Annotated in this window: 13 protein-coding genes; 12 read left to right on the top strand and 1 reads right to left on the bottom strand. The window is 33.7% G+C overall.

The genetic code is table 11. The annotated features are described in order from the left end of the window. Positions 1–255 precede the first annotated feature (255 nt). Genes BAQ48_RS16120 through BAQ48_RS16130 form a run of 3 tightly spaced genes read left to right on the top strand, consistent with a single transcriptional unit; the run spans position 256 to position 3,940 of the window. Positions 256–2,361 (top strand): BglG family transcription antiterminator, encoded by a 2,106-nt coding sequence (locus BAQ48_RS16120; RefSeq protein ID WP_071711877.1) that lies wholly within the window; start codon positions 256–258, stop codon positions 2,359–2,361. 13 nt (positions 2,362–2,374) lie between these two features. Next, positions 2,375–2,644 (top strand): PTS sugar transporter subunit IIB, encoded by a 270-nt coding sequence (locus BAQ48_RS16125; protein ID WP_071711878.1) that lies wholly within the window; start codon positions 2,375–2,377, stop codon positions 2,642–2,644. Positions 2,645–2,668: 24 nt separating this feature from the next. Continuing rightward, the gene (locus BAQ48_RS16130) at positions 2,669–3,940 is read left to right on the top strand and encodes a PTS ascorbate transporter subunit IIC (protein ID WP_071711879.1); all 1,272 of its coding nucleotides are present in this window, start codon (positions 2,669–2,671) and stop codon (positions 3,938–3,940) included. A 52-nt stretch (positions 3,941–3,992) separates the two neighbouring features. Here BAQ48_RS16130 and BAQ48_RS16135 read toward each other — a convergent pair whose 3' ends face one another. After that, positions 3,993–4,820, bottom strand: coding sequence for a peptidoglycan-N-acetylglucosamine deacetylase (locus BAQ48_RS16135; RefSeq protein ID WP_071711880.1), 828 nt, complete (start codon positions 4,818–4,820; stop codon positions 3,993–3,995). A 216-nt stretch (positions 4,821–5,036) separates the two neighbouring features. On the opposite strand from BAQ48_RS16135, the gene BAQ48_RS16140 reads away from it, so the two are divergent. The 9 genes from BAQ48_RS16140 (at position 5,037) to BAQ48_RS16180 (ending at position 11,807) form a co-directional block, all read left to right on the top strand. Next, on the top strand, positions 5,037–5,297 hold the full coding sequence (locus tag BAQ48_RS16140) for a hypothetical protein (RefSeq protein WP_071711881.1): 261 nt from the start codon (positions 5,037–5,039) through the stop codon (positions 5,295–5,297). A 367-nt stretch (positions 5,298–5,664) separates the two neighbouring features. After that, a complete protein-coding gene (locus BAQ48_RS16145) occupies positions 5,665–6,348 on the top strand; it encodes a DNA alkylation repair protein (protein ID WP_071711882.1) in 684 nt (227 codons plus the stop codon). Positions 6,349–6,364: 16 nt separating this feature from the next. Further along, on the top strand, positions 6,365–7,066 hold the full coding sequence (locus BAQ48_RS16150) for a nucleotidyltransferase domain-containing protein (RefSeq protein WP_071711883.1): 702 nt from the start codon (positions 6,365–6,367) through the stop codon (positions 7,064–7,066). A gap of 15 nt (positions 7,067–7,081) precedes the next feature. Next, positions 7,082–7,627 carry a GNAT family N-acetyltransferase gene (locus tag BAQ48_RS16155; protein WP_071711884.1) on the top strand — a complete coding sequence of 182 codons (546 nt, stop codon included), beginning with the start codon at positions 7,082–7,084 and terminating at the stop codon, positions 7,625–7,627. A 33-nt stretch (positions 7,628–7,660) separates the two neighbouring features. Then, positions 7,661–8,161: a GNAT family N-acetyltransferase gene (locus BAQ48_RS16160; protein WP_071711885.1), complete on the top strand. Its 501-nt coding sequence runs from the start codon at positions 7,661–7,663 to the stop codon at positions 8,159–8,161. 103 nt (positions 8,162–8,264) lie between these two features. Further along, complete coding sequence (locus tag BAQ48_RS16165; RefSeq protein ID WP_071711886.1) at positions 8,265–9,203, top strand: DMT family transporter; 939 nt, start codon at positions 8,265–8,267, stop codon at positions 9,201–9,203. Between the two features lie 56 nt (positions 9,204–9,259). Continuing rightward, positions 9,260–9,670 (top strand): GNAT family N-acetyltransferase, encoded by a 411-nt coding sequence (locus BAQ48_RS16170; RefSeq protein ID WP_071711887.1) that lies wholly within the window; start codon positions 9,260–9,262, stop codon positions 9,668–9,670. A gap of 155 nt (positions 9,671–9,825) precedes the next feature. Then, the gene (locus BAQ48_RS16175) at positions 9,826–11,007 is read left to right on the top strand and encodes a DUF418 domain-containing protein (RefSeq protein ID WP_071711888.1); all 1,182 of its coding nucleotides are present in this window, start codon (positions 9,826–9,828) and stop codon (positions 11,005–11,007) included. 191 nt (positions 11,008–11,198) lie between these two features. Further along, entirely contained in the window at positions 11,199–11,807 is a 609-nt protein-coding gene (locus BAQ48_RS16180) for a hypothetical protein (protein ID WP_071711889.1), read from the top strand. Positions 11,808–11,827 lie beyond the last annotated feature (20 nt).

Raw genomic sequence — 11,827 nt, forward strand, 5'->3', positions numbered from 1 at the left:
CCTGCTTAGATTGACAAACTGTTTTCAAAATAAACATATGTATGGTGTAATTTCATATACCGCACGTATATAATTAAACTTTTAAATAAAAGTCCAATCGTTGCACAGTGCATAAACGAAAATTTGGACTTAATTTTAGGAGAGTTACAAGATAAGATATTAATAGAAAGCGATTTCAAATTCTAATTTTGCAAAGTTAGTATCTATACTTGCAAATCTTCTTAATAACAAGTATAGAAAGGGTGTATGTCATATATGATATTAGATAATCGAAGTATAAGTATATTACAGCAAATTATTCAAGCTGATAGTTATGTTTCTGTATCTCAATTAATGGAAGTCGTGCAAGTTTCTAAGCGAACAATTTATTATGATATGAAAAAAATAGAAGATTGGCTAGTGGCAGAGGATTTAAATTCGTATGAATATATTCGCCCTTTAGGATATTGTTTTGATAATGAAACAAAGCAAAGTGTGATAAAAAAGTTAAATGGATTTACAACTAGCCAATATGAATATTCTCCACAAGAACGAAAAATATTGTTGGTTCTTTATTTATTAACAATAGAGAAAAGAATTCTGTTAGAAGATTTAATAGAGCTTGTGCAAGTAAGTCGTAATACTGCACTTGCTGACTTAAAAAAAATAAAAACAGAGTTAGTGAAGTTTCAGCTCTCATTAAATTTTGATCGGAAAAATGGTTACTATATTAAAGGAAATGAACATGGGAAACGAAATATATTAATCTTAAATCTTTCACAAATAATTTCAAAGCATGGATGGGCATATTTAATCTCGCATGTGAAATACATTACGAATGAGAATAAAAGTATAAACGGTAATAAAGATCACGATGAACTTCTTATAATAAAAAATATACTATCCAATTGTGAAGAGCTTTTAGGAGTTCAGTATACAGATGAGGTACTTGAAAATTTAAGCGTTTACATGTATTTATTCCGTAATCGTATTGTAAATGGAAAATGTGTTGAGATGGTAGATGCTGAAAAGGATGTACTACGAGAAACAAAACAATTTGAGGCAGCAAAATATATTGCAAAACAGTTTGAAAGAGTATTTTTCGTAGAGTTTCCAATAGACGAAATTTATTATATTACGACTCATTTGTTAGGCGCAAAAATAAATGCTCAACAAGCAGATATTGAACAAAATGATATCGATGGAATACAATTTATCGTCGAATATATGATAAAGGATTTTCAACATTATGCTTGTGTTATTTTTCAAAATTACAAAGGGCTTACATCAGACCTATATTTGCACATGAAACCGGCATTTTATCGTGTGAAGTATGGAATTGAAATAGAAAACCCATTACTTTATACAATCCAGCAAAATTATGAAGAAGTGTATATCCTAACAAAAAAAGTGATTCATCATTTTGAAGAATATGTTGGAAAAGCAGTATCAGCTGATGAAATTGCATATATTACTATGCATTTTGGGGCATGGATGAGGAAAGAGGGAATCGTTCCCAGTACAAGGAAAACAGCTCTGCTTGTTTGTCCAAACGGAATCGGTACATCGCGTATGTTGCAGTATCAATTAGAGCAATTATTTTCGAGTGTTGATATATTAAAAGCCATTTCAAAGCGGGAATATGAATTAAATACATTTGATGTAGATTGCATCATTACAACTACTGAACTTGAGAAGGAGAAAATTCCTATCTTTAAGGTGAATCCAATTCTAACCGATTCCGAAAAAGCATCGTTACTACGAAAAATAAATGTAGTTTTATATGGTGAGGATCAAAGTGATTCTGTTGATATGATGATGGGAATTATCCAAAAATACGCAGACATTTTAGATGAAAAGTCTTTGAAAAATGAATTGAGAGAGTTTATGAGTGGCCCGGTACACATTGATAAGGAGGAGAAATATAAGCCTATGTTAAACGAGCTATTAACTAGAGAATTTATTCAGCTTGAGAATCATGTTGAGACTTGGGAGGAAGCAATTCGTGTTGCGTCTGAGCCTTTATTACAAAACGGAAATATTGTTGAAGAATATATTTCTGAGATGATTGTGAATGTAAAGAATTTAGGTCCGTATATTGTAATCGCACCTAAAATTGCAATACCTCACGCTCGTCCAGAAGCAGGAGTCAAAAGGTTAGGGATGAGTTTATTGCAACTAAAAGAAAGTGTTCTTTTTTCAGAAAAACAAGAGCATGCTGCTAATTTAATTATTGTATTAGCGGCGATTGATAATGAGACACATTTGAAAGCGTTAGCACAATTAAGTGAGATGCTATCTGAACCGAAAAATGTAGAGATGTTAATTCATTCAAATTCAGTAGATGAAATGCTAGAAATGATAGCTAAATATTCTAATTAAAGGGGAGATTGAAATGAAAAAAGTATTAGTTGTATGTGGAAATGGATTAGGAAGTAGTTTTATTGTAGAAATGAATGTGAAGAAAATTTTAAACGAATTAGGATTACAAGCAGAAGTATCTCATACAGACTTAGCATCAAGTAAATCAGAACAAGCAGATTTATATTTAGGTGCGAAGGATATCATTTGTAATCTTGAAGATGGTACTCGAACAGTTGCTGGATTAACGAACATTTTAGATTTAAATGAAATTAAAGAAGCATTACAAAAACACCTGATGTAGAAACAGTGAAAGGGGAGTAGTGCTATGTTTGACATAATAATGAAGGATATTTTGGGACAACCTGCAATATTAGTTGGATTGTTTGCGATGTGTGGCTTACTACTGCAAAAGAAAAATTTTGCAGACACGGTTTCAGGAACATTAAAAACAATTATGGGCTTCGTCGTTTTAGGAGGCGGAGCTACTATATTAATAGGAGCTTTAGATGTTTTTGGTAAAATATTTGATAAAGCATTCCATATTAAAGGGATTATTCCAAATAACGAAGCTGTAGTTGCAATCGCGCAACAAACATTAGGAACAGAAACAGCTTTAATTATGGTATTTGGGATGATTGCGAATTTATTAATTGCACGATTTACAAGATTTAAATATGTGTTTTTAACTGGTCATCATACCTTATTCATGGCATGTTTAATTTCAGCGGTATTTTCAACTACGGGTATGCAAGGTACTTCGTTAGTTATTGTAGGATCAATTATTTTAGGGGCACTCATGGTAATTTTTCCAGCGTTACTACAACCGTATGTTAGAAAAATTACCGGCATGGACGACATTGCAATTGGCCATTTCGGTTCGGTCGGATACTTAGCGGCAGGATTTGTTGGTAGTAAATTTGGAAATAAGGAAAAATCAACAGAACAAATTAAAGTACCTAAGTCATTAGGATTTTTACGAGATACATCAGTATCTATGTCATTAACGATGGCTGTGCTGTTCTTTATTGTCGCACCATTTGCTGGAAAAGAATTTATTGAAACAGAATTAAGCAACGGACAAAATTACCTTGTCTATTCTTTCATGCAGGCTATTACGTTTGCAGCAGGTGTTTATATAATTTTAGCAGGTGTACGTATGTTAATTGCAGAAATCGTACCTGCGTTTAAAGGGATCGCAGATAAACTTGTACCGAATGCAAAACCAGCGTTAGATTGTCCTACAATCTTTCCGTTTGCACCAAATGCGGTTATTATTGGTTTTTTAACAAGCTTTATTGCCGGATTACTTTCCATGTTTATTCTTCCATTTATCGGTTTAAGTGTAATTGTACCAGGGTTAATTCCTCACTTCTTCACGGGAGCAACAGCGGCTGTATTTGGAAATGCAACAGGAGGTAGAAGAGGGGCAATACTAGGAGCTTTTGTAAATGGATTACTAATCTCATTCCTACCAGCAATATTATTACCGATACTAGGTGGATTAGGATTTGAGAATACAACATTTGGTGATTCTGACTTTGCAGTTGTTGGTATTTTAATTAGTGAAATTGCGAAGTTATTAGGTTATATTTTTTAATATATAAGATGAAAAGACTTGATAACCTGCTAGAGGGAATCAAGTCTTTTCATTACATACGATTATCATGCCAGAAGTTTAATGGGAAATGTTCGTTCTCATGATAGGCTTCTAATTCATATCCTCTTTCTTTCAGTCCTTTAATAATACCAGGTACTGCTTTAACTGATTGAGGATGAATATCGTGCATTAGAATAACTTCTGTTGGATTTGTAGCATGAGCTAGAACGTTTTCTACAATTTTAGCTGATGCAGCATCAACAGGCATTTTGTTATATTTCCAGTCTAAAGAATCGATTGTCCAATCCCAAACTTTCAAACCATTCTCAACAACTTTGTTGCGAAGAGCTTCATTTAATCCCGGCATTGAGCCGTAAGATGGACGAGTTAATACAGGTGATTTACCTAGAACGCCAGCGATTAAGCCTTGGTCTTCTTTCATTTCGTCTACGTAATGACCTTCTGTGTAAAGTTTCTTGTAGTTATGAGTCATACTGTGCATCCCAACATAGTGGCCTTCAGCATCTTCACGTTTTACAAGATCAGGGAAAGCTTTTACGTTTGAACCAATTAGGAAGAATGTTGCTTTTGCATCTTCTCTTTTTAACATATCTAAAAGCTCAGCTGTATATTTTCCAGGACCATCGTCAAATGTTAAGTAAGCAACTTTTCTAACTTGCCCATTATAGTGCTTTGGAGCTTCTTTTGGTGCAAGAGAAGTTTGAATTTCACTTACAAGTTGAACTGATTTTGCTTCATCCTCTGTACTTGCTAGAGCGGTATGTACTGATCCAAAAGCGGCCTCGTAAGTAAGTAATACCCCAGCGCAAATCAACATAGCTCTTTTCACTAAAGTTGTCATTCGAATTCCATTGTGCATAATTTTCCTTCTCTCTATAAAAGTTCTACTCTACTATATTAGCAATTATAGGTAGGGAAATGCAAAAAAACTTTTTTACAAGTGTAAGAAAGTTTGTCCAAAAGTATGCAAGATTTTATAATAATGGTGTTTTGAGTAAATGGGATAAAAAATGGATAATTCTAATCCTTAATAGGAAACACTACAAAGGATATTTAATTTTAGGAGGCGCTTTAATTGAAGTATAAAAAAATACTTTCTATTTGTATGACAAGCATATTTACAGTAGGATTGCTATTTGGATGTAATACAGCTCCAAAGGATGAACAGGAACCAGATCCAACGGAGGAACCTTCTGAGCAAAGAGAACAGGATAAGAATAAACAGCAAAATCCTTCTAATGAAAAAAATAATGAGTTAAATAAAAAGGATGAACAGGAGCCAGATCCAACGGAGGAACCTTCCGAGGAAAGAAAAGAGAAAAAAGAAAATGAGTAATTATGGATTTGTAAAATTTACAGCATAAAAATGAAAAATAGAAGTAAGTAACTTTAAATTATAAAAGTCATTTCCTATATTTAAGGTAAGTGGCTTTTATATATTTTAAGCATTTCTTTTGAAATGATATTCTTATTAATAGATTTTATTATATCCATAGGTCCAACGATATAGATTGGGACAAATGATATGGTATCGCTTAGGAGTGAGATGGTTAGGGGCAAAAAGATGAAAAATTTTTTGGGGGACATTTATAAAATTTCACATACCGTAATTTAAAAATAAATATAGGAAAATCAAAAAATAATGTAGAATATATCGTACATACATATATGAAGTCAACATAAAACAAAAATGAGGTGGACATATGTTACTTGAAGAAGTAATGCAACAACTAGAAGAATGTGGGACAGAGCAAACGCGTAAGACGTATAAAAACCATGGGGCGAAAGAGCCTTTATTTGGAGTTAGCTTTGCGAATTTAAAATTGTTAAAAAAGAAGATAAAAAAAGATCATGATTTAGCAATTTCATTATGGGAAACAAAAAATATGGACGCTATGACTTTGGCGACGATGGTTTTAGATCCGAAGAAGCTTACGACAGAGCAGCTAAATGAATGGGTTGGAGAAGTCGATTATTATTGTTTAATGGACGTTTTGATGACGGCTATATGTACATCGCCAATTGCAATAGAAAGAATGGAAGAATGGACAAAATCTGATGATGAATGGATCGGAAGAGCAGGCTGGTCCTTATTAGCAAATATAGCGATTAAAAATAAAACGTTACATGATGGTTTCTTCTTACCATATTTAGAAGAAATTAAAACGCATATACATAATGAAAAAAATCGAAAAAAAGAAGCGATGAATAGTGCTTTAATCGCGATAGGAATTCGCAATGAAGACTTAGAGCGACAAGCGATTGAACTTGCACGTGAAATTGGAAAAGTACAGGTTGATCACGGCGCAACGTCATGTAAAACACCCGACGCAGAACCTTATATAAAAAAGGCGAGAGAAAGAGCTGAAAAAAAGAAAGTGAAATGAGAAAAGGGGAAAGGCTATGAAACCAATTGAAGCGGCACAAAGCATAATTACATCACAATTCCCGAATTGTGATGTAGCTTTACTCGGAGGGAGTGTTGCGCGAGGAGAAGCGACTAAAACATCTGACCTTGATATTGTAATAATAGACGATAGTTTGTCATCTTGTTATAGAGAATCCTTCTATAGTAATGGTTGGCCTGTTGAAGTATTTGTACATAATTTTGAAACGTATAAAATCTTTTTTAAAATGGATTGTGATCGAGGGAGACCTTCGTTACCACAATTAGTTTCAGAGGGAATTTCATTAAAAGGGGAAAATGAAATTGTTGAGAAATTAAAAAGAGAAGCGAATGATTTACTAAATAAAGGACCTGCTAAATGGACCGAGGAAACGATGAGGCAAAAACGTTATTTTATTACAGATGCTTTAGATGATTTTATAGGTGCAACAAAAAGAGAAGAAGAATTATTTATCGCTAATTTATTAGCGGATCTTGTACATGAATATGTATTAAGAGTAAATGGTATGTGGCTCGGAAATTCAAAATGGTTTATAAGGGTACTAAGAAGATATGATGAACAATACGCAGACCAATTTGTAGCGTCTTTTGATCATTTTTATACAACGGGAGAGAAAAGAAAATTAATTACTTTTGTAGAAAAAACGTTAGAACAGTATGGAGGAAGAGTCTTCGAAGGATTTTCTATTGGGAAATAAAAAGGGGATAGTAAAATGAATGTACCATTCGTTCAATTAAGAGAATTAACATTAGATGATATAGAAGATCGATATCAATGGTCATTAGATAAAGAAGTGACAAAGCATTTAGTCGTACCAGATCAGTATCCTCCGTTCACGCGTGAAGATACGAAAAAATGGATTGAAGCTTGTATAAGTCGAGCGAATGGTTATGAACAAAGAGCTATCGTTACTGAGAGCGGCATACATATTGGATGGGTAGACCTTAAGAACTTTGATAAAACAAATAAAAATGCAGAACTAGGAATTGCGATTGGAGATAAAAACTATTGGGGAAAAGGATTTGGGATGGCAGCTCTAAACAGCATGTTACTAATAGGATTCTCTCAGTTCGAATTGGAGAAAATTTGGTTACGTGTAGATGAGGACAATACACAAGCTAGAAAGAGTTATGAAAATGCTGGATTTGTATGCGAAGGGTTAATGAGAAATGATCGATTGCGCCAGGGGAAGTTCATTCATCGCTATCGTTACAGTATATTAAAAGAAGAGTATGAACCAAAAGTTAATAGCCTATAAAAATATTATGTAAATTAAAAAGGGGAAGATAAAATGATTCGATTACTTACAAAAGTGGATGCAAAACAATATTGGGAGTTACGTTTACAAGCACTGCAAGTAAATCCAGAAGCATTTGTAACGACTTATGAAGAAGCAGTGCGTCAAGAAAACCCTCTGGAACGTGTTGCTAGTAATCTTTCATCTAACAGTAGTTTTACATTTGGCGCTTTTAATAATGAAAATCGTTTAGTTGGAGTTGTTACGTTATTAACAGAAGAAAAGGAAGCATATAAGCATAAAGGACATATCGTTGCGATGTATGTAGATACTGATAATCGAAGAAGTGGTCTTGCGCGTGATTTAATACGTAAAGCTATTGAAAGGGCAAGAGAAATGAAGTTAGAGCAATTGAATTTAGGCGTGGTATCAACGAACGAACCAGCCAAACGATTATATGAATCAATGGAATTTAAAACGTACGGTATAGAAAAAAATGCTTTAAAGATAAATGGTGTTTATAGTGACGATCAATATATGGTACTGTTTCTTTAAGAGGAGAAGTTTATTATATTACATCCAATTTTAAAAATGTGAATTTTAATTATATTCATTTTTTTGTATAGTATTAAGAAGAAACTAAACAAGGGGTTTTATAATGAAAGCTATTGCAGTAGGAATTTTGGCATCATTTTTCTTTGCCTTTACCTTCGTGTTAAACCGGGCAATGGACTTAGAGGGCGGAAGCTGGATTTGGAGTGCGTCATTACGGTATTATTTTATGGTTCCAATGCTGTTACTTATTGTCATGTATAGGGGGAACTTAAAGCAACTCTTGCAATATATGAGAAACAATCCGAAAGAATGGTTAGTATGGAGTATTATTGGATTTGGCCTCTTTTATGCACCGCTTAGTTTTGCTGGTGCATTCGGCCCTGGTTGGCTTGTTGCATCAACATGGCAAATAACGATCGTCGCTGGTATTTTATTAACACCCTTTTTTGCGGTAGACCCATTACATAAAAAACTTCCAATGAAGGAATTAGTAATGTCAGGCATTATTTTATGTGGTGTTGTGCTTATGCAAGTAGAACATGCTTCTTCATTAGGCATTCGTGAAACCATTTTATGTGTCGTTCCTGTACTTATTGCAGCGTTTGCGTATCCTCTTGGAAATCGAAAAATGATGCAAGTTTGTAAAGGGGAGTTAGATGTATTCCAGCGAGTTCTCGGTATGACATTAGCAAGTTTACCATTTTGGTTTATTCTATCTGGTTACGAAGTATCAACAGGTGGATTACCATCAAGTAGCCAAGTGTTCCAATGTTTTATTGTAGCGGTTAGTTCAGGTTTAATCGCGACAGTACTATTTTTCTTTGCGACAGATCTTGTGAAAGATAATCCGCAAAAACTAGCAACAGTGGAAGCGACGCAGTCTGGTGAAGTTTTATTTGCGCTAGTAGGAGAGCTCATCTTGCTATCTGCTCCAATTCCATCATCTTTATCTTGGATTGGTATGAGTCTCGTAATTGTCGGCATGATACTACATAGTTATGTGGCTGTAGTTGTAAAAAAAGAAGAAAAGATAACAGCGTAATGAGATTAGCTCTTTTTATAAAGAGCTAGTCTTTTTTCATAGAAAGGGATGGAAATATGAATTTGCAGCGAATCAAACAGATTGAAAGCGAACCATTTTTAAATATACTACAGTATGCAGTCGGTCCAAGTGAAACAAGCTTAAAGAAAGCAGTAGTATTTTATCAAAGCGATAAAGGTAGATTATATAAATATGAAGAAAAGGCTTGTATAGGTATTGAAATAATCGGAGCAAATAAAGCGAGAATATGCCACATAGCAGTTGCTCCACAATATCGTCATAAGGGAATTGCGTTGCGAATGATAAGGAAAATAATAGTCATGCATCAATTGACTTATGTAGAAGCAGAGACAGATAAAGAGGCCGTAGAATTTTATAAGAAAATTGGTTTTCAGGTTAAAAGTTTAGGAGAAAAATATCCGGGGATAGAAAGATTTCATTTGTGCTTTAAAAATAAAACATATTGAAATAATCTTAGAATATAATATCCGGAATAGGAATTGAAGAGATAGGTCGTTTTTTATTTAACTGTTCTAATTTTAATAGAAGATATTTATTAGTTTTTGACAAAAATTTAAGCACGCTTGGAATGCTTATTTGATGTTAAGAAAGGAAGTAAAATATGAGTAGATCGATAAATGATGGAACAATTGAAAAAAAGCGTGCAGTCTCATTGGATTTAGCAAGGGGTACTATGCTACTGTTAATCGTACTTGCTCATGCACCGCTTTACTTGTATGCTGCAGATCCTGGAATTATGCACAGGGTGGAAAGCGGTAGTTTTTTTGATCAAATTGTAAATCTTTTTGGTATATTCATAATTGATAACCGTGCAAGAGCAATGTTTGCCGTATTATTAGGCTACGGTTTGGCTCTAGCACTTGAAGGACAAATATCCAAAGGGAAAAATGAAAATCATGCTGTAAAAATAGTGAGAAGACGCTCTTGGTATTTAATACTGTTTGGGATTGTGTTAGCGGTCATAATTGGAGGGCAAGATATTCTTATGGCTTATGGTTTAGCGGGGATTCTTGTTAGTCCACTATTAAAGAGTAAAATGAAAATATTAATTCGAACGTTTATAATTATCGCTATATTGTATATCATTTTTATTCCAATAATATGGGGATTTAATATGCAATCAATAGGCGATTATGGTTTTTCACCAGATGTTTCAGCAAAAGATACGTATTTTAGTACTACAATGTTAAGATTACTTTTCTTTCCAGTTATACCTGTTCTCATTCACTTTATGTTTCCAATTCTTCCTTCTGTAATTCTTGGCGTGTGGATTGCTAGATATCAGTTATTAATAAAACCAGAGAAACATTTAAAAAAATTATATTCTATAACAAGTATAGGATTAGCAATTTCCTTAATAGGTGCTTTGCCTCTATCTTTTATAGGGACTGTATGGTACCCCAGTGTATTTACAGCTGGAATGATAAATGGAATCCATATTTTAACTGGAATTGCTGGAGGGTTAGCATATGCAACGGGTTTCGGGATAATAGGAAGTAGATTGAAAAATCTAGGGTACTGTAGCCTTTCATTAATTGCTTTAGGAAAGCGCTCATTAACATTTTTTGTTTTGAATGAGGCACTACTTGTTATATTTTTATCACCAGTAGCATTTGATTTAGGAGGGTATGTAAGTAACACTCTTGCTGCATTGATAGCTATTAGTATTTGGGTACTGTCTGTCATATTAGCTACAATAATGGAAAAAAATAATCTTAATGGACCATTAGAGATTTTATTGAGACGTTTAGTATATAAAAATAAAAGACGACCCGAGTACTAGGTCGTCTTTTACTGTATTTAAGTCTATAGATAGGTAATCAGGCTATAATAATATTTCGTTTTCATTTAGAGAATAAAAACATAAAAATATGCAAATGTACATATTGTGTATAGTTTGAAAAAAATGCGATTTACATTATATAATAAAGGTAACTGGAAAATTATAGATAAAAGAAATTAGGTGTATAACACATGAGAATGGATAAAAGTAAATTTATGAAAGTCGCTGCTTCAATCGGTGTGTCATCTTTTTTATTAACGGGTTGTGGTGATTATGAAGAAGAAACTGCACAGAAAGAAAGTACGGCTGTAAAAACAGATGATGCGAAGCAAGGGAATGAACAAGGAACATTAAATTGTGACGATAAATCTCCAACAATGGAAAATGTAGAGAAAGATGAGTTATGCAAGGAAAATAACCCTTCATTTTCATCGTATCATGAAAGCTCACATTTACCGATACTTCCATTCGTAGCAGGATATTTATTAGCAAGCAGAACTTCAAATATGAACTATACAGCAAAGCCAAATGTAATGAAGAAGCCGTATACAAACAATGTTATTCCTTATCGTGAAAAAGATGAGAGGAGAACTGGTGGCAGTGGTGGAGGAGGCTATTATGGCGGCACTAACAGTAACAATAATTCTTCGAATAAAGTTGATTTGAATAAGCAACCACCAAATACAACAAATAAAGTGACGCCAGATACAAGTACGTCAAAATCATCTACGACACAAACGCCAAAAGTAAATTCTGGTTCAAGTGGAATTGGGAATGCAAAAGCGCCAGCCGGATCCTAAAATGAAAGGATAATGGAGTC

Origin of the sequence: Bacillus luti (assembly GCF_001884105.1) — a bacterium.
GTDB classification, from domain to species: Bacteria; Bacillota; Bacilli; order Bacillales; family Bacillaceae_G; genus Bacillus_A; species Bacillus_A luti.

What these genes read in the sequence shown, in the direction of transcription:
- BAQ48_RS16120 (WP_071711877.1), top strand. Translation starts at nt 256, where the DNA reads ATGATATTAGATAATCGAAGTATAAGTATATTACAGCAAATTATTCAA.
- BAQ48_RS16125 (WP_071711878.1), top strand. Translation starts at nt 2,375, where the DNA reads ATGAAAAAAGTATTAGTTGTATGTGGAAATGGATTAGGAAGTAGTTTT.
- BAQ48_RS16130 (WP_071711879.1), top strand. Translation starts at nt 2,669, where the DNA reads ATGTTTGACATAATAATGAAGGATATTTTGGGACAACCTGCAATATTA.
- BAQ48_RS16135 (WP_071711880.1), bottom strand. Translation starts at nt 4,820, where the DNA reads ATGCACAATGGAATTCGAATGACAACTTTAGTGAAAAGAGCTATGTTG.
- BAQ48_RS16145 (WP_071711882.1), top strand. Translation starts at nt 5,665, where the DNA reads ATGTTACTTGAAGAAGTAATGCAACAACTAGAAGAATGTGGGACAGAG.
- BAQ48_RS16150 (WP_071711883.1), top strand. Translation starts at nt 6,365, where the DNA reads ATGAAACCAATTGAAGCGGCACAAAGCATAATTACATCACAATTCCCG.
- BAQ48_RS16155 (WP_071711884.1), top strand. Translation starts at nt 7,082, where the DNA reads ATGAATGTACCATTCGTTCAATTAAGAGAATTAACATTAGATGATATA.
- BAQ48_RS16160 (WP_071711885.1), top strand. Translation starts at nt 7,661, where the DNA reads ATGATTCGATTACTTACAAAAGTGGATGCAAAACAATATTGGGAGTTA.
- BAQ48_RS16165 (WP_071711886.1), top strand. Translation starts at nt 8,265, where the DNA reads ATGAAAGCTATTGCAGTAGGAATTTTGGCATCATTTTTCTTTGCCTTT.
- BAQ48_RS16170 (WP_071711887.1), top strand. Translation starts at nt 9,260, where the DNA reads ATGAATTTGCAGCGAATCAAACAGATTGAAAGCGAACCATTTTTAAAT.
- BAQ48_RS16175 (WP_071711888.1), top strand. Translation starts at nt 9,826, where the DNA reads ATGAGTAGATCGATAAATGATGGAACAATTGAAAAAAAGCGTGCAGTC.
- BAQ48_RS16180 (WP_071711889.1), top strand. Translation starts at nt 11,199, where the DNA reads ATGAGAATGGATAAAAGTAAATTTATGAAAGTCGCTGCTTCAATCGGT.